Source organism: Candidatus Didemnitutus sp. (genome assembly GCA_019634575.1).
In the GTDB taxonomy this organism is placed as follows: Bacteria; Verrucomicrobiota; Verrucomicrobiia; order Opitutales; family Opitutaceae; genus Didemnitutus.
The window spans coordinates 1,360,186-1,377,035 of sequence record JAHCAY010000001.1 but is presented as its reverse complement, the minus strand read 5'-3'; the positions used below and the strand labels follow the sequence as shown (position 1 = coordinate 1,377,035).

General features: G+C 64.4%; 18 protein-coding genes and 1 tRNA gene. 13 read left to right on the top strand and 6 right to left on the bottom strand.

The window, feature by feature from the left end; translation table 11 throughout:
* Nucleotides 1-32: 32 nt before the first annotated feature.
* On the bottom strand, nt 33-812 hold the full coding sequence (locus KF715_05790; protein MBX3736180.1) for an SH3 domain-containing protein: 780 nt from the start codon (nt 810-812) through the stop codon (nt 33-35).
* Entirely contained in the window at nt 802-1,578 is a 777-nt protein-coding gene (locus tag KF715_05785; protein ID MBX3736179.1) for an rRNA pseudouridine synthase, read from the bottom strand. The genes KF715_05790 and KF715_05785 overlap by 11 nt, the downstream gene beginning before the upstream one ends.
* Nucleotides 1,579-1,712: 134 nt before the next feature.
* Here KF715_05785 and KF715_05780 point away from each other — a divergent pair, with 134 nt between their 5' ends.
* Entirely contained in the window at nt 1,713-2,882 is a 1,170-nt protein-coding gene (locus tag KF715_05780; GenBank protein ID MBX3736178.1) for a sulfite reductase subunit alpha, read from the top strand.
* A 37-nt stretch (nt 2,883-2,919) separates the two neighbouring features.
* Here the strand turns inward: KF715_05780 and KF715_05775 are convergent, their stop codons facing one another.
* Entirely contained in the window at nt 2,920-3,318 is a 399-nt protein-coding gene (locus KF715_05775; protein ID MBX3736177.1) for a RidA family protein, read from the bottom strand.
* A gap of 125 nt (nt 3,319-3,443) precedes the next feature.
* Between KF715_05775 and fabG the strand changes: the two genes are divergently transcribed.
* The 6 genes from fabG (at nt 3,444) to KF715_05745 (ending at nt 7,782) form a co-directional block, all read left to right on the top strand.
* The gene (gene fabG / locus KF715_05770; protein MBX3736176.1) at nt 3,444-4,190 is read left to right on the top strand and encodes a 3-oxoacyl-[acyl-carrier-protein] reductase; all 747 of its coding nucleotides are present in this window, start codon (nt 3,444-3,446) and stop codon (nt 4,188-4,190) included.
* Nucleotides 4,191-4,242: 52 nt separating this feature from the next.
* A complete protein-coding gene (gene acpP / locus KF715_05765; GenBank protein ID MBX3736175.1) occupies nt 4,243-4,506 on the top strand; it encodes an acyl carrier protein in 264 nt (87 codons plus the stop codon).
* A gap of 80 nt (nt 4,507-4,586) precedes the next feature.
* Nucleotides 4,587-5,837 carry a beta-ketoacyl-ACP synthase II gene (gene fabF, locus KF715_05760; GenBank protein MBX3736174.1) on the top strand — a complete coding sequence of 417 codons (1,251 nt, stop codon included), beginning with the start codon at nt 4,587-4,589 and terminating at the stop codon, nt 5,835-5,837.
* 66 nt (nt 5,838-5,903) lie between these two features.
* The gene (locus tag KF715_05755; GenBank protein ID MBX3736173.1) at nt 5,904-6,341 is read left to right on the top strand and encodes a DUF4019 domain-containing protein; all 438 of its coding nucleotides are present in this window, start codon (nt 5,904-5,906) and stop codon (nt 6,339-6,341) included.
* Nucleotides 6,342-6,475: 134 nt separating this feature from the next.
* Nucleotides 6,476-7,549 carry a class II fructose-bisphosphatase gene (gene glpX, locus KF715_05750; GenBank protein ID MBX3736172.1) on the top strand — a complete coding sequence of 358 codons (1,074 nt, stop codon included), beginning with the start codon at nt 6,476-6,478 and terminating at the stop codon, nt 7,547-7,549.
* 157 nt (nt 7,550-7,706) lie between these two features.
* A tRNA-Phe gene (locus KF715_05745) sits at nt 7,707-7,782 on the top strand.
* A gap of 176 nt (nt 7,783-7,958) precedes the next feature.
* On the opposite strand, the gene KF715_05740 is transcribed toward KF715_05745, so the two are convergent.
* The gene (locus KF715_05740; protein ID MBX3736171.1) at nt 7,959-8,453 is read right to left on the bottom strand and encodes a GAF domain-containing protein; all 495 of its coding nucleotides are present in this window, start codon (nt 8,451-8,453) and stop codon (nt 7,959-7,961) included.
* Between the two features lie 93 nt (nt 8,454-8,546).
* On the opposite strand from KF715_05740, the gene KF715_05735 reads away from it, so the two are divergent.
* From KF715_05735 to KF715_05725, 3 genes are all read left to right on the top strand, one after another.
* Nucleotides 8,547-9,092, top strand: coding sequence for an RNA polymerase sigma factor (locus KF715_05735; protein MBX3736170.1), 546 nt, complete (start codon nt 8,547-8,549; stop codon nt 9,090-9,092).
* On the top strand, nt 9,089-9,823 hold the full coding sequence (locus KF715_05730) for a hypothetical protein (GenBank protein MBX3736169.1): 735 nt from the start codon (nt 9,089-9,091) through the stop codon (nt 9,821-9,823). The genes KF715_05735 and KF715_05730 overlap by 4 nt, the downstream gene beginning before the upstream one ends.
* 269 nt (nt 9,824-10,092) lie before the next feature.
* On the top strand, nt 10,093-10,833 hold the full coding sequence (locus KF715_05725) for a hypothetical protein (protein ID MBX3736168.1): 741 nt from the start codon (nt 10,093-10,095) through the stop codon (nt 10,831-10,833).
* A 105-nt stretch (nt 10,834-10,938) separates the two neighbouring features.
* Here KF715_05725 and KF715_05720 read toward each other — a convergent pair whose 3' ends face one another.
* Nucleotides 10,939-11,955 (bottom strand): haloacid dehalogenase-like hydrolase, encoded by a 1,017-nt coding sequence (locus KF715_05720; GenBank protein ID MBX3736167.1) that lies wholly within the window; start codon nt 11,953-11,955, stop codon nt 10,939-10,941.
* Nucleotides 11,956-12,061: 106 nt separating this feature from the next.
* Between KF715_05720 and prfA the strand changes: the two genes are divergently transcribed.
* The 3 genes from prfA to KF715_05705 all read left to right on the top strand — a co-directional run bounded on the left by prfA (nt 12,062) and on the right by KF715_05705 (nt 14,592).
* Entirely contained in the window at nt 12,062-13,183 is a 1,122-nt protein-coding gene (gene prfA, locus KF715_05715) for a peptide chain release factor 1 (protein ID MBX3736166.1), read from the top strand.
* Between the two features lie 109 nt (nt 13,184-13,292).
* A complete protein-coding gene (gene prmC / locus KF715_05710; GenBank protein MBX3736165.1) occupies nt 13,293-14,141 on the top strand; it encodes a peptide chain release factor N(5)-glutamine methyltransferase in 849 nt (282 codons plus the stop codon).
* A 55-nt stretch (nt 14,142-14,196) separates the two neighbouring features.
* Entirely contained in the window at nt 14,197-14,592 is a 396-nt protein-coding gene (locus KF715_05705; GenBank protein ID MBX3736164.1) for a YrdB family protein, read from the top strand.
* A 65-nt stretch (nt 14,593-14,657) separates the two neighbouring features.
* On the opposite strand, the gene KF715_05700 is transcribed toward KF715_05705, so the two are convergent.
* Complete coding sequence (locus tag KF715_05700) at nt 14,658-16,832, bottom strand: carboxy terminal-processing peptidase (protein ID MBX3736163.1); 2,175 nt, start codon at nt 16,830-16,832, stop codon at nt 14,658-14,660.
* Nucleotides 16,833-16,850 lie beyond the last annotated feature (18 nt).

Genomic DNA, 16,850 nt, shown 5'->3' with positions numbered 1-16,850 from the left:
GCGCGAGCGCCGGCTAAAGTTTCGCGAGTGTCTTATTTGCGCTGGATCGATTCGGCGGCGACCACGAGGTCCTTGCCGTCGACGGTGTTTCGCACCGTGCCGGTGATGACGACCTGCAGGTCGAGGTAGCTCTCGATCTTCTCGGTGAGGACGAGGCGCTTCATGTCGACGTAGGCGAAGCGGCGACCGTTGGTGTCGGTGAGCTGGTAATCGTAGACGGGCGTCGAGCCGAAGAGCGTGGCGCGCGCGGCGACGAACGTGCCGGTGAACAGGCGCGGCGTATCGGCGCTGTTGGCGGAAACCGGGACTGGGCGGCCGGGCTCGGTGCTGGCGGCGGCGGGCGCGGAAGATGTCGCCGGCGCCGGAGCGGCCGTGAGCGGCGTGACGGACGGGCGATTCGCGGTGGCGCCGACGGCGATGAAGCCCTGGAGCTTTTTCTGGACGCGCACTTGGAGCCAATCGCCGGTGGCGAGGCCGACGACTTCGGATTGGTCGCCCTTTTGCGAGACAGTGAGGACGGCGGACGTGACCTTCGGCTCGCTGTAGATGTTGGCGCCTTCGCGGACGCTGAGGGCCTTCGTGATTTCTCGGCCGCGCGAGTAGCCGTTGAACGTGCCGTCGACTTCGACGCGGCGCCAGCCGGCGGGCGCTTCGCCGACGACCGTGATCGTCGCGCCGGCGGTGAGGCGGGTGAGGACGGGTGACTTCGCGTCGGCTTGCTTGAAGACGGCGGTGTCGGTCGCGACGGTGTCGGCGACGAGGCGCGTGGCAGCGGCGAGCGCGAGGGCGAGGAGAGGGAGCTTAATCTTCATGGTCGGTGAACGCGGGCTGTTCGGGAATCGCGCGGGGCGTCGCGAAGAGCAGTGAGATTTCCTTCGTAGAAAGTTGTTTCACCCCGCGCAACGGGATTCCTTTGAGCCGCAGCGCGCCGATCTGGTAGCGACGCAGGCGCTTTACGGGAAAACCGAACGCAAGGAAGAGCTGCCGAATCTCGCGCTTCTTGCCGTGGTGCAGGTGGACGTCGAGCGAGGTGGAGAGCTTGTCGCGGTTCGGGTTGAGCAGGAGCGCGTGCTCGACCTGGAGGTGCTCGTTCTCGACCTTCACGCCCTTGAGCAGCTGGCCGACTTTGCCGGCGGGGAAGGGGCGCTCGAGGATCACATGGTAGCGCTTCACGACCGTGTTGGACGGGTGCATGAGCTTGTTCGCGAGCTCGCCGTCGGTGGTGAGGATGAGCAGGCCCTCGCTGTCCTTGTCGAGACGGCCGGCGCAGAAGAGCCGGAGCTTGCGCCACTCGCGCGGCAGCAGGTCGAAGATCGTGCCGTCCTCGGCGTGCGGGTCGCTGTTCGAGCAGACGAGGCCGCGGGGCTTGTGCATCGCGAGCGTGACTTTTGGCTGCGCGGTGGAGCGCACCGCTTTGCCGCGCACGGTGACCTTGTCGACTCCGGGTTCGACCTTGCGGCCGAGCTCGGCCTTTTCGCCGTTCACGTAAACCTCGCCCGCGGCGATCAACGCCTCGGCCGCCCGGCGGGAGCACAGGCCGGAATCGGCGATGAATTTCTGAATGCGAACGGGTTCCATGTCCGCACGTTTGGGCCGCGCGCGGCGGCGGGCAACAGGAAAGCCCCGTTGGCGTTTTGCGTCACCTGTAGCAAAGTGACGATGAACGGGCTTGCCACCTGCTTCGGCGGCCCGGCACAAAACGCCTTCCACGCATGCATCTGGAGCCAGCTCCCGCCACGTTCTCCAAAGATAACCCGTTTCCCGCCCACCTGACGGAAAACCGCCGCCTGAATCGCGACGGCTCCGCCAAGGACACGCGGCACTTCGTCATCGACCTCGCCGACAGCGGTTTGGCCTACAAGGCCGGCGACTCGCTCGGGGTGTTTGCGACGAACCGCCCGGAACTCGTCGACGAAGTCCTTGCGCGCCTGCGTGCGACGGGTGACGAGCTGGTCAGCCCCGCGATGCTCAAGCTCACGACGCCGATCACGCTGCGCGAAGCGCTCTTCTCGCGGCTCGCGCTCGCCGGCCCGACAAAGAAAATCCTCGAGACGCTCGCGGCCAAGACACCCGATCACACCGAAAAGGAGAAGATCGCCGGCCTGCTCGCACCCGAGGCGAAGGAGCAGCTCGCCGCCTATCTCGCCGAGCGCGAATACGTGGACCTGCTCGCGGAATTCCCGCACGCGCGCGTCACGCCGCAGGAATTCGTCGATCACCTGCGCAAGCTGATGCCGCGACTCTACTCGATCGCCTCGAGCGGCAAGGTTCACCCGACGCAGGTGCATCTCACCGTCGCCGTCGTGCGCTATGAGACCAACGCCCGCCAGCGCCACGGCGTGTGCTCGACCTTCCTCGCCGATCGCGTCGTCGCGGGCGAGACGGCGGTGCCCGTTTTCGTGTCGCTCTCGCATTTCGCGCCGCCCGCGGATGGCACGAAGGACGTCATCATGGTCGGACCCGGCACCGGCGTGGCGCCGTTCCGCGCGTTCATGCAGGAACGCGTTGCGACCGGCGCGACCGGCCGCAACTGGCTGTTCTTCGGCGATCAGCGCCGCGCGACGGATTTCCTCTACGAGGAGGAGTGGCTCGCCTGGCAACAGGAGGGCAAACTCGCGCGCCTCGACGTCGCCTTTTCGCGCGACCAAGCGGAAAAAATCTACGTGCAGGACCGCATGCGCCAGAACGGCGCCGAGCTGTGGGCGTGGCTGAAAGCCGGCGCGCACTTCTACGTCTGCGGCGACGCCAAGCGCATGGCCAAGGACGTCGACGCCGCGCTCCACGAAATCATCGCGCAACACGGCGGCATGGACGCCGCCGCCGCGACCGAGTTCGTGAAACAGCTCAAGAAGGACCACCGCTACATGCGGGATGTCTATTGAGTGGCGGGAGTGTGACTGATCGGCCCCGCGAGGCTTTTTAGGCCTCCGCGATGACCGCGACGGAAATTTTTAGTCCGGGGGCTTTCACGGGCAGCTTGGCACCTTGACGGGCCGGCGGGTTCTGCGGGAACCAGCGCACCCATTCTTCGTTCATTCCGGCGAAATCCGCTTCGTCCGCCAAAATGACTGTCGCACTGACGATCTTTTCAACGGAGCTGCCGGACGCAGTCAGTATGGCAGCGATGTTGGTGAGGCACTGGCGTGTCTGGTCCTGGATGGTCGTGGCGGTAATTGTCCCTGTGGACGGGTCGCTTGGTGCCGTGCCGGAGACAAAAACAAGCCCCGCCGCCTTCACCGCTTGGCTGTAGGTAGGTGGGGGCGTCGGTGCGTTGGGGGTGGTGATGATTAATCGGCTCATTGTTTGATAGAGCGCCAATGGGCGCGTTTTTCCTTGGATCGGTTCAGTTCCTGACCTGGTTCAAATTACGGATAAGTCACCAGGAACGGGCCGACTATTTCTCGCTTGCTCGGGCCAATCCGACCGCATCCCATCCGCCTCCCATGAGCCTGACCTACAACAATCGTGTGGCCCTCGTCACTGGCGCGGGGCGCGGCATCGGCAAAGCCATCGCTGAACTCCTCGCCAAGAACGGCGTCACGGTGATCTGCGTGAGCAAGTCCGCGGACAGCTGCGGCGCGGTCGCGGCCGGCATCGTCGCGGCGGGCGGCAAGGCGAAGGCGCTGGCGGTTGACGTCGCGGATGGCGCGGCGGTGAAGGCGGCGTGCGAGCAGTTGCTGGCCGAGTTCGGCAACATCGACATCCTCGTCAACAACGCCGGCATCACGAAGGACGGCTTGCTGTTCCGCATGAGCGAGGACGACTGGAACAACGTCATGGCGACGAACCTGACGAGCTGCTACCACTTCACGAAACTCGTCGGCCGTCCGATGACCCAGAAGCGCTGGGGCCGCATCATCAACATCACCTCGGTCGTCGGCCTCATGGGCAATCCCGGCCAGGCCAACTACTGCGCGGCCAAGGCCGGCATGATCGGCTTCACGAAGTCGATCGCGAAGGAGTTCGCGGCGCGCAACATCACGGTCAACGCCGTGGCGCCGGGTTTCATCAAGACCGACATGACCGCCGGCCTCCCGGAAGAAGCCGGCGAGAAACTGATGAGCGTCATCCCGCTCAAACGCCTCGGCGAGGCCGCCGACATCGCACACATGGTGGCGTTTCTCGCTGCGGAAGAGGCGGGCTACATCACCGGCCAGGTTTTTACCGTTGACGGCGGCATGGTGATGTGATGCCGATTTGACCACATTTTAGCCGCGATAAGACACCCGAACCCTTTCCAACATGGCCGACCAGAAAACCATCGAACAACGCGTCAAGCAGATCATCGTTAACCAGCTGAACGTTAACGAAGAGCAGATCACCAAGGAGGCCTCCTTCCTGGACGATCTCGGCGCCGATTCCCTCGACACCGTTGAGCTCATCATGGCCTTCGAGGAAGAGTTCAAGAACGAGATCAAGGGTGAGATTCCCGAGTCCGACGCCGAGAAACTGCAGACGGTCGGCGACGTGATCACCTACATCGAGTCCAAGGCGGGCGCGAAGTAAGTTCCCTTTCCTAAAGGCGTTCTACCACCCGGAAAATCGGGACTGGTAGAACGCCTTTTTATTTTCACTGTGTCCCGCTGATGGAAACCGTTTCTCCGCACAAACGTGTCGTCGTTACCGGTCTGGGCGTCGTTGCCTCGCTCGGCCACAATGTGCCCGATTTCTGGGCCAGCATCCTTGCCGGCAAATGCGGCATCGATCGCGTCACGCAGTTCGAGGTCAAGGACTACGCCTGCCAGATAGGCGCCGAGGTGCGCAACTGGGACCCGGCGCAGCACATGGACCCGAAGGAGGTCCGCCGTAACGACCGCTACACGCATTTCGGTTTCGTGGCCGCCAAACAGGCCATCGCGGACGCGAAGCTCGACATGGCCAAAGAAGACGCGGACCGCGTCGGCGTCATCATTGGCTCCGGTATCGGCGGCATGCTCACGATCGAGAATCAGCACAAGAACCTCGTCGAGCGCGGCCCTCGCAAGGTGTCGCCCTTCATGATCCCCGCGCTGATCAGCAACATGGTCGGCGGCCTCGTCGCCATCGACCTCGGTGCGCGCGGTCCGAATTTCGGCGTCGTCAGCGCCTGTGCGACGGCGACCCACGCCATCGGCGAATCGCTCCGCATGATCCGCGGCGGCGAGGCCGACGTGATGGTCTGCGGTGGCGCCGAGGCGGCGATCACGCCGTTGTCCTACGCGGGCTTCTGCTCGATGAAGGCGATGAGCACGAACAACGAGAACCCGCAGAAAGCCAGCCGGCCGTTCGACGCGAACCGCGACGGCTTCATCATGGGCGAAGGCTCGGGCATCCTCGTCATCGAGAGCCTCGAACACGCGCTCGCGCGCGGTGCCCACATCTATTGCGAACTCGTCGGCTACTCCGCCACGTGCGATGCCTACCATATCACGTCGCCCGATCCGGAGGGCAAGGGCCTCTCGCTCGCGATGACGCGCGCCCTCGCGGACGCCCGCGTGCGCCCGGAGGAGATCGATTACATCAACGCCCACGGCACCTCCACGCCCTACAACGACAAGTTCGAGACGCTCGCGATCAAGAAGGTCTTCGGCGAACACGCAAAGAAGGTCATGATCAGCTCGACCAAGTCGATGACCGGCCACCTCCTCGGCGCCGCCGGCGGCATCGAAGCCGTGATCAGCGTGAAGACGATCGAGACCGGCGAAGTTCCGCCGACGATCAACCTCGAGACGCCCGATCCGGAGTGCGACCTCGACTACGTGCCGAACGTGAAGCGCTCCGCCAACGTCCGCACCGTGCTGAGCGACAACCTCGGTTTCGGCGGTCAGAACGCCGCGCTCGTTTTCCGCAAGATGTGACGCCGGCGCGTCCCGCGTCGCAGCTTGCCTAGGTCGTGCGCCGCTGCCATCAGTGGCGGCGCACACATGAAGACTACGTTGCGTCTGCTGTTCGCCGCGGCGTGCCTGTTGGTCGGCACGTTCGCGTTCGGGGCCGAGGGTAAGGTTGCCGGTTCGGCCGAGGAATCCACGAAGCTCGCACAGGCTTGGCTGAAACTCGTCGACGACGGTAATTACGCGCAGAGCTGGAAGGACGCCGCCTCGCGCTTTCGCGCCCAAGTAACCGAGGAAAAATGGGTCGGTGCGATGAGCCAGGTGCGCCAGCCACTCGGCGCGGTCAACTCGCGCGAGCTGGCCGAGGCGACCTTCGCCACGGAACTCCCGCGCGCCCCGAAGGGCGAGTATTGGGTCGTGCGCTTCAAGACGAGCTACGAAGGCGCCCAAGCCAACGAGATCGTCACGCTCACGGCTGATACCGACGGGCAGTGGCGCGTCATCGGCTTTTTCATCCGACCGGCATCGTGAGCGCGGCGCTCGAGTGCGAGCGCTGAACTGGAGCTGGGGACCGGGAATCGGTTTCTAATACTCGTCCGCGGTCGCGCCGCGCGCGTTGCCGCAACGAGGGGAACATCGCTTTGCTTTCCGGAACCCAACACCCCATGGCCACCCCGACCAAACGCATCAGCCTCACGGAGAGCGACCCGGAGCGGTCGCTCGAATTCGAGTTCATCCGCGCCACTGAAAACGCCGCGCTCAACGCCGTCCACTGGATCGGCCGCGGCGACAAGGAGGGAGCCGACGCCGCCGCGTGCGACGCGATCAACGGCACCTTCGACCACATCGACATGCGCGGTGAAGTCGTGATCGGCGAAGGCATCAAGGATGACGCGCCCGGCATTTTCCTCGGCGACAAACTCGGCACGTGGAAGGCCGGCTCGCCGAAGTTCAACATCGCCCTCGACCCGATCGACGGCACCACGAACATCTCGAAAGGTCTGCCCAATTCCATCTCCGTCATGGCCGGCGTGCTCGCGCCCGAGAAGGGCCACGCGATGGTGAACATCCCGACGTTCTACTCGGAGAAACTCGCCTACGGTCCGCAGGTCGCGCACGCGATGCAGAAGAACAAAGCCATGCGCTTCGATCTCGATACGCCCGTCGAGGAAATCGTCCGCAAGGTCGCGAAAATGCGCGGCAAAAATGTGCGCGAGGTCGTGGTCGTGGTCCTCGATCGTCCCCGCCACGAGAAGATCATTCGCGGTGTGCGCAAAGTCGGCGCCGCGCTGCGCCTCATCACCGACGGCGACGTCACCGCTGCGATCGCGCCATCGCTGCCCGACAGCGGCGTCGATCTTTACCTGGGTATCGGTGGTTCGCCCGAAGGCGTGCTGACGGCGGCCGCGCTCCGCGCACTCGGTGGCGGGCAACAGCTCCGCATGTGGGTGCGCGACGACGAGGAGAAGGCGCGCATCGCCAAGGACCCGGCGGCGAAAGACCTGAAAAAGATTTTCTATGCCGAGGATCTCGTGACGGGCCCGGGTGCGATTTTCTGCGCGACAGGCATCACCTCGAGTTGGCTGCTGCCGGGAGTGAAGGTCGTGGGGCGCCACGCGACGACGCACTCGATCCTGATGCGCGCACGCAGCCGGACGATTCGTTACATCCAGGCCGTGCACGACCTCGACCACAAGACGATCTACCTGCGCAGCCGGAACACGGAGACGTTGGTCTGAGGCAGGGAAACGCTGAACCGGTTCGCCCCGCGACGGGTTCGTCCGGAAATCCGCCCGCGGCTGCTGAGTTTGCGGCGGATTTCGCCGGCCGCAAAAAGTCCAAAAAGCCGTTGACGGCGGCTTTCGGCGGCCCTTTTACTCGCCCTTCCATTTTTGTGGCTCGGTAGCTCAGTTGGTAGAGCAGAGGACTGAAAATCCTTGTGTCGTCGGTTCGATTCCGACCTGAGCCACCACTCTTTTCGGGCGGCATTCCTCTTCTGGGAGTGCCGCCCGAAATCGTTTCTGGGGAACGAGACGGGACGGTAACGCGATGCCGCAGGACTCGCCTGCGGATTCACGCGGCGCGCGGATCCGTTCCGGGTTGCCGTGTGCTGACCTAACGCCGCGTCTCCGGTGGCGGTGCCTGCCTTCAGGGCGCGTCTGACGCGGTCAGCAGGATTTTCACGGCGCGTTCCAACCCGCGGGCGTCGTCCGCGTCGAAGCGGTTCAGCTGCGGACTGTCGAGGTCGAGGACACCCAGGAGGCGGCCGTCGTGGAGCAGGGGAACGACGACCTCGGAGTTTGAGGCGCTGTCGCACGCGATATGGCCGGGAAAATCGTGGACGTTGGGCACGACGACCGTCTCGCGCTGCGCCGCGGCCGTGCCGCAAACGCCTTTGCCGACCGCGATACGCACGCACGCGACCTTGCCCTGAAACGGTCCGAGCACGAGTCCGCCGTCCTTCAGCAGGTAGAAGCCGGCCCAGTTGAGATCGGGCAGCGTCTGCATCAACAGCGCGGACATTTGCGCGAGATTGCACACCCAGTCGCGTTCGCCGTGCAGGACGGCTTCAAGTTGCCGATTGAAGGCGGCGTAGAACTCGGACTTGGACGAGGCTTGGATGGCAGCGACTGCGTGCGACATGCGGGCAGAAAAGCGACAACTGGTCCCGGCGCAAGCGGTCGCGCGTTGAAACGTTCCCGGGAATAATCCAACCTGCCGCGACTCCCACATCCGATGCCTAGCGATGCCTTCACGCAGCTGGTGGACGCGCACTACGCGCCGCTCTACCGCTTCGCCCTCAGCCTGACGCGCAATACGTCGGATGCGTGCGATCTTACCCAGCAGACGTTTTTCATCTGGGCGCGGAAAGGCGATCAGCTCCGCGAGGAGACGAAGGCCAAGTCCTGGCTGTTCACGACGCTCTACCGCGAGTTTCTGCGGGGACGTCGCCGCGCCGAGCACGTGACCGCGCTGGAGGACCTCCCGCCGGGCGAGAGCGATCCGGCGGCGCCCGAGGTCGATCTCGTCACCGGCATGGATGCCGGACTCGTCGTCGAGGCGTTGCAGGAAGTCGACGAGGTCTACCGTGTGCCGCTGACGCTTTTTTATCTCGAAGACCTCGCTTACAAGGAAATCGCCGATGCGCTCGAAGTGCCCATCGGCACCGTGATGTCGCGCCTGTCGCGCGGCAAATCCCAGCTCCGCGCCGCACTCGCGCGCAAGGAAGCCGGCCGGAGCAAGGTCGTCCCATTCGACAAATCCGCGAGGAAACTCTCATGACCAACGAGGAGGCAAAGTTCGTTCTCCACGCCTATCGACCCAACGGCGCCGATGCCGGCGACGCGACGTTCTGCGCTGCGCTCGAGCAGGCAAAGCAGGATCCGGCGCTGGAAAAGTGGTTCTCAGCGCAACAGGCTTTCGATCGCGCCATGTGCGCGAAGCTCAGCGGCGTCACGCCGCCCGACCATCTGCGTGCGTCGATTCTTGCCGGCGCGAAAGTCAGCGAACCGCCGGCGGTGCGGTCGTGGTGGCACAGCTCCGTGCCCATGGCGCTCGCGGCGAGCATCGCGCTGCTGCTCGCGGTGGGCATCGCCTTCTGGCCGACGAACGCTTCGGCGGAGCAGATCGCGGCCTTTGCGATCAAGGATACGCTGACCCAGTCGCACGAGGGCGCCGAAGGCCCCGAGGCGCTCGAGTTGCAGGCTATGTTGACGCGCGCCGACCGGCGCCTCAGCGCACCGATGCCGCTCGATTTCGCCGCACTGCAGAAAAACGGTTGCCGCACCGTGCGGTTTGCCGGGCGTGACCTTCTGGAGGTTTGCTTCAAGCGCGATGGAAAGTGGTTCCACTGCTACGTTGCGCGCGCCGCCGACTTTCCCCTGCTCGCGAAGAAGCTCACGCCGAGCTTTACCGAGCGTCCGGGCGCCAGTGCGGCTGCGTGGAGCGACGGAGAACACATCTTCGTCGTCGCGAGCAAGGCCGGTCGCGATGCGATCCAACGCTTGATCTGATGCGTCGCGAGGCCCGCGTTTGCGGACTCTCGGGACCTCCGCGCGACGCTGGAGCGGGCATCGCGCGTGGGTCGGATTTCGATTGGAGGCGAAAAAAAGAAATTTCGCTCCCGCGTCGGTAGGCAGAAGCGTCCCAGTGGAACTGCGCTCGGGAAAAGGTTTGCGCGGCCTCTTGTAAACGCCGCGACATGGCGGCGCAGGTTGTAAATGGCACCGGCGGAAAAGTCACTTGTCAGGGTTCGTTTCGCGCACTTTGTGCCGACGTTCCTGTGATCAACACCGCCCGAAAATTCCTTCTTACGCTGTGCGCCGTCGCGCTCGCGCTGCCCTTTGCGGGCGCGTCCGAGCGCGCGGAAACGCTGCGCGCGATCAACTGGGTGGAGAATCCCACGAACCATACGCGGCCCGGTTCCCGCGGCGAATTGGGGCCCTATCAATTTCTCCCGCAGACCTGGCGACTGCATACACGCACGCCATTTCGGCAGGCGGTGGTGCGCGAACAGGCCGACGCCGTGGCGGTGAGGCATTACGAGTGGATTGCCGATGGACTGCGTGAAGCGGGCATCGATCCGAATCCCTTCAACATCGCGCTGGCGTGGAATTGCGGCCTCGGCGCCGTGAGGTCCGGCCGCGTCCCCGCGGTGAGCTACGCTTACGCGGAGCGCGTGCAAAATCTCGTCGAGAGTCAGCGCGCGCATCAGCAGGCCGCGCTCGCCGCCTCGATTCCTGAAGTGGCGGCGAAGCCCGCGCTACCCGACGCGACGGACGAGGGCGCGCCGCTCTTCGTTTTCAATCCGTCGCGGAACGCCGCGCCGAAGTTTGTCGTCTCATTGGGCGAACAGCTCTACGAGCAGCCCATTCCGGTGATTTTCACCGAGAAAACGCCCCGCGCTTCGGACCTCGCGCAGGCGCGCAGCGACGAGTCGTCCACGCCGACGCTCCAAGTCGAGGGAAAGCCGATGTTCACGCTCGGCAGTGTCGCGGCGCCGCGCTTCGCGCTGATCCACTGAGCGAGCGGAGTGCCTTTGCCATAGTCACGACGCCGTCCGCGAGGGCGGCGTTTTTCTTTGGGCAACCGGCGCAGCGGCGGAATGCGTGCCGCTGCGGGGAGCGACTTATTCGAGGAAGCTCGTTTGCTTCGGCGAGCGCGCGGATTTTTTCTCGTCCTCGGGGGAATTGAGATGCCGTGGCGGACGGGCGACGCGCGACGCCACCGCGCTCTCGCGGTCGGAGACAATGCGCTCGCACATCTTCTCGATCTGGAGGTGCAGCCAGTTGGTCGTGGGGCTGTTCTCCGTGTAGTCGGCGGGGCCGTAGTGGTCGATGCGGCCGGCCTGGCGAAGGCGATCGTTCTGCTCGAATTCGGCGCGGACAGCGGGATTGTAGACGGCGTAGGTCTTGCCGCCGCCCTTTTTCACGACCGAGAAGCTCGGCACATCGCTCGGACCGTCGGCAATGTAGATCATATTTTGCAGCGGAATGCGGCGATCTTCGGGCGAAACCTTCGCGTTGACGTCGATCGCGGCGTTGCGGTTCGTGCCTTTGTTGATCTCGAAAATCGCGCGCGTCTTCGTCGTGTTGTCGATCATCACGCCGATCTGTGCGATCTCGGCGGCGGCATCGAGCGGGAACTCGTTTTGTTTCAGGAAGCCGGGTTGCAGCGGGTTCTCGATGAATTCGCAGGCCCACACGCCGTCGACGAACGGGAAAATCGCGCTGCCGCGGACCATCTCGGCGAGGCCGGTGCTGACGATGTAGTGCTCGAGGACGATCTCGTGCTTCTGGAATTCCGGGCGCGCCTTCACCCATTCGCGCGAGGAACGGAAAAACTCCGGCAACCCCGGGTAGAACGTGATCTCGCGGCCGCAATCGCGGAGCACCTTGTTGTTCAGGCCCGCCATCGGGCCGGCGAGGACGTAGGTGAGCAGGTGATTGAGGTAACTGATCTCTGGCGAAATGTGGTAGCCGCGGCGGCGATAATTTTCGGCGAGTGCGTTGGTCTCGGTCCAAAATGTCTGCTCATCCACGCCAAAACGCTTGAACAGCGGGGCCTGCATGTAGGCGGGAATTAGGGTCTTGTCGAAGTCCCAGATGCAGGCGACGATGTTTTGAGTGAAGAGCGGAGAAGCCATCGCAGAAATGTTTTACTAGGCGGCGCGAGCCGCCCCTGATTGGCTTCCGACGCAAGCCGCCCCTCGCGGCTGACGCAATTCACAATTTCTCCCCGTGCCCGCGCGCATGGACCAACTGCCCGACATCTCTCCTTTTCAACACCGCCTCGATGAACTCGACGCGCAGATGGCGGAGCCGTCGTTCTATGCCAACGCCCGGCGCGCGGCCGACGTCACGCGCGAGCAGCAGCGCCTGCGCGCGCTCGTCGACGAGTTCCGGGCCTACGAGAAGCTCGGCCTCGAGATCGACGAACACGGCGCACTCTTGAAAGACCCGAAGGCCGACGCCGATTTGCGCGGCCTCGCGGAGATGGAGCTGCCGGATTTGGAAAAACGCCGCGCCGCGCTGCACGAGTCGGTGCTGCGCGCGATGATCCCGCCGGAGCCGTCGGACTCGCGCAACACCGTGATGGAAATCCGCGCCGGCGCCGGCGGCGATGAGGCGAGCCTGTTCGCGGCGGACCTTTATCGGATGTTCGTGCGCTACGCCGAAGGCCGCGGCTGGAAGGTGCAGCCGATGAGTTCGAGCGGCTCGGATCGCGGCGGCTTCAAGGAAGTGATCTTCCTCGTCACCGGCACCGACGTCTACAAACGCCTCAAATACGAGAGCGGCGTGCACCGCGTGCAGCGCATTCCCGTCACCGAAGCGAACGGGCGCATTCACACCTCGACGGTGACGGTCGCGGTGTTGCCCGAGGCTGAGGAGGTCGACGTGCAGATCGATCCGCAGGACCTCGACATCACCGTCCAGCGCGCGAGCGGACCGGGCGGGCAGGGCGTCAACACGACGGATTCGGCGGTGCGCATCATCCACAAGCCGACCGGCCTGATCGTGTTCTGCGCCGATGATCGTTCGCAGATCAAGAACAAGGCCCGCGCGATGGCTGTGCTGCGTTCGCGGCTGCTGAAGCTCAAGGAAGAAGAGGAGCGCGCGAAATACGCCGCGCAGCGCAAGGGCCAGATCGGCACGGGCGATCGCAGCGAACGCATCCGCACCTACAATTTTCCCCAGAATCGGGTGACCGATCACCGCATCGGCCTCACGCTCTACAGTCTGCCGCAGGTGCTCGAGGGCAACCTCGACACGCTGATCGAGGCGCTGCAGCGCGCGGAGTTCGAGGAGAAGTTGGCCGAGCTGACCGGTGCGCCGGTGATCGCGCATCGCCGCGCAAGCGAGGACGACGAGTGATGCGCCTCAAGACACGGTCTCTGGTAGCTCACGACCTCCGGACACGGGAATGCTCGCTTCCACTTCAACCCGCGCCCGGAGGTCGCGGGCTACCGAGCGAGGCGAAGCCATGCTGACTGTGCTCGAGATCATCAAACGCACCACCGAGTTTTTTCAGAAACACGGCGTGGATAGCGCGCGGCTGAATGCGGAGCTGCTGGTCGGGCACGCGCTCGGACTGAAGCGCATGCAGCTTTACCTGCAATTTGAGCGGCCGCTCGCGGAGGCAGAGCTGGCCAAGATCCGCCCGCTTGTGAAACGGCGGAGCGAGCGCGAGCCGCTGCAATACATCGTCGGCACGACGGAGTTCAGCGGACTGACGCTCAAGGTGGACCGACGTGCGCTCATCCCGCGCCCGGAAACCGAGCTGCTCGTCGAGTTAGCAAAGGAACAGTTTTCCGCCTCCCCGCCGGCACACGTGCTCGACCTCGGCACCGGGTCAGGCGCAATCGCGCTGGCGCTCGCGAAGCACTTTGCCGACGCCATGGTGACTGCGGTAGATGTAAGTTCGGACGCGCTGGCGCTCGCGCGCGAGAACGCGACCGCGCTGGGGCTCGCCGAGCGCGTCAGGTTTTCTCAATCGGATTGGTTGGCAGGGGTGACGGAGGGGGAGAAGTTCGAATTGATCGTGGCCAATCCACCGTATTTGTCCGATGCGGAAACGAAGGAAACTGCGCCCGAGGTCCAGAAGTTCGAGCCATGGAATGCGCTTTCGGCTGGGCCGGATGGGACGGCGGCCTTGCGCAAGATCATCGCTGAGTCGCCGAGGTGGCTCGCGGTCAGCGGAGTCTTGATGCTCGAAACGGGCATCGCGCAACACGCGCAGTTGCTGGAAGCGGCGAAGGCGGCCGGTTTTTCGAGCGCTGAATCGCGTCGAGACCTCACGGGCCGGGACCGCTTCGTGATCGCGCGGCTCTGAAGACGATGCGGGCAATCGCCGTCGCGACTTCGCGCTTCCTGCCTGAGCGAGCAACATGGCGACTCATCCGCTGAATTTGGCTTTCAGATTCGCGCTCGAGTGCGCGGCGTTGTGGGTTTTTGCCCGGCTGGGAATTTCGTTGGGCGAGGGAGCGGTTGGTTACGGTCTGGCGATTTTGTTCGTGCTCGTTGCGGCCTCGGTATGGGCGGTTTTCCGCACGCCGAATGATGGTGGCCGGCCCGTCGTATGCGTGGCAGGCTGGACGCGGCTCATCCTCGAGGGCGCACTCTTCACGCTCGCCATCGGCACGTTGCTGGAGCTGGGGGATAGCGGCGTGGCGGTCCTGCTCGCGGGGGCCGTCGCGGTGCACTATTCGTTCTCCTATGATCGCGTGGCGCGAATGCTGCGCGGCGACAAAGTGGGGAAGGACGAGGCCAAACGGGAACCTTAGAGCGGCATCGCTGCGCCCGGCGGTGTCTCGACGGTGCCGTCGCTGCGGAGGCGAGGAGCGGCCGGTCAGCCGCGCGGGAGCGTGTTGGCGGGCATCGGCGTGCGGCGCGCCCAGAGCGGGGAGTCGGCGAGGCGCACGGCGTCGGAGACGACGCGGAGGGTTTCGCGGAGATGGACGTCGAATTTCGCGGCGATCGCGCTGTCTTCGGCATCGGTGTCGCCTTCGGCGGGCGGGGGCTCGGGCGGCGGCGGGTTCTTGATGACGGCGTCGAGCTTGACTTCGCGTTTGGTGAAGTCGGCTTTGGCGAGGGTCTTGAACTCGGCTTCGAATTTCTTGCCGGTCGCCTCGATCGTTTGCTTTTCCGCGCGACGCTTCTCGAGGTTCAGCGAGACGGTTTTCTGCTCCGTGCGCTCCTTGAACCAGTTGATATTCTGCTTGAGGACGCTGAATTCCTCGAGCGATTCCTGGCGCTGCTTGCTGGCGGCGAGGAGCGGGGCGACGAAGGCTTGATTGAGCGGGCGGCCGACGAAGGGCGTGGAGTTGATTTCGTCCCACATGAGCGCGTTGGGCTCGGTGGCTTCGCCGACTTCGATGTAGTCGTCGATGGAGGGGAGGACAATGTCGGGCGTGACGCCTTTTTTCTGCGTCGAGGAGCCGTTGGGTAGGTAATATTTTTGCGTGGTCAGCTTGGCGGCGCCGGGCTTGCCGTAGTCGCGGGAGAGTTTCGGGAGGTAGCGTTCCATCTCGAAGATGACCTGGACGGTGCCTTTGCCGTAGGTGGAGCTGTCGCCGATGATGACGGCGCGGCCATAGTTCTGCATGGCGCCGGCGAAGATCTCCGAGGCGGACGCGCTGAAGCGGGAGGTGAGGATGGCGAGCGGGCCGTCGTAGGCGACGGAGGTGTTCGTGTCGCGGCCGACAGAGACGCGGCCGGCGGAGTCGCGAACTTGGACGACGGGGCCCTGGTCGATGAAGAGGCCGGAGAGGTTGATCGCTTCGGAGAGCAGGCCGCCGCCGTTGCGGCGCAGGTCGAGGACGAGGGCGGTGATGTTTTCCTTTTTGAGTTTCGTGATGAGTTCGGCGACGTCGTTGCTGGCGGAGGCGCGCGTGGCTTCGTCGGTGTCGCCGCCCTCGCCGTAGAAGGAGTTCAGCGTGATCACGCCGATGGGGGAGATTTTGCCGGTGGCGTCGGGGACTTCGTAGAGGTCGGCGGTGGCGCGGGCTTGGTTGATCTTGATGTTGTCGCGGACGATCGTGATTTGCTCGGTCTTGGACTGGTCGACGGCTTTCTGGGGGATGACGGAGAGCGTGACTTTGGTGTCCTTGGCGCCGCGGATCATCTGGACGATTTGTTTGTTGCGCATGCCGACGACGTCGACGGCTTCCTGGCCTTCCTGTTGGACGGCGATGATTTTGTCGTTGGGTTTCAGCTTGCCGGTGAGATCGGCGGGGCCGCCGGGGACGATGCTGACGATCTTGCAGTAGCCTTCTTCGTCAACCGTGAGGACGGCGCCGATGCCGACGAGGTGGAGATTGATGTCGACGTTGAAGTCTTCGAGATCGCTGGAGGAAAAGTAGGAGGAGTGCGGATCGTAGAGCCGGGTGAGGGCGGTGAGAAAGCGGGCTTCGATCTCGGAGGGTTGGACCTCCGCGGTGTTCTTGAGGAAGCGATCGAAGCGTTTGGTGATGGTGGCCTTGGCGGCTTCGAGGGTCTTTTTGTTGAGCAGCTCGTTGATCAGCTCGGCCTTCAGGCGGCGGGACCAGATGGAGTCGGCTTCGGTGGCGTCGGCGGGCCAAGGGCCTTTGGTGCGGTCGATCGTGTAGGTCTCGTCGGCGGTGAGGTCGATGTCCTTGGCGAGCTGATCCTTCACCCAGGTGACGCGGCTGCGGGCGCGTTCCTCGAAGAGGCCGAAGATCTTGAAGGCGGCGTCGATGTTGCCGCGGTAGGCGAGGTCGTTCTCCATGTTGGTGCCATAGAGGCGGCGGAGGGCCTGCTCGTCGGCTGCGGTGAAATAGAGGCGCTGCGGATCGAGGAGCGCCATGTAGTCGGTGATGAGTCTGGGGTAGTCGTCCGCCTTGATGCCGTTGCGGTTGAAGTGCACGTAGTCGAGCATCTGCTTGAGCGTGCGCACCTCGTTTTGCATGAGGGGATTCGTGGAGTAGTCGCGATCGGTGATCGCGAAAGCCACGGGCGCGGCGGCAAGCCAGAGGACGGTGCGGAGAAAGCGTGGAAGGCGCATGCGGAGGAGTTAGTCGCG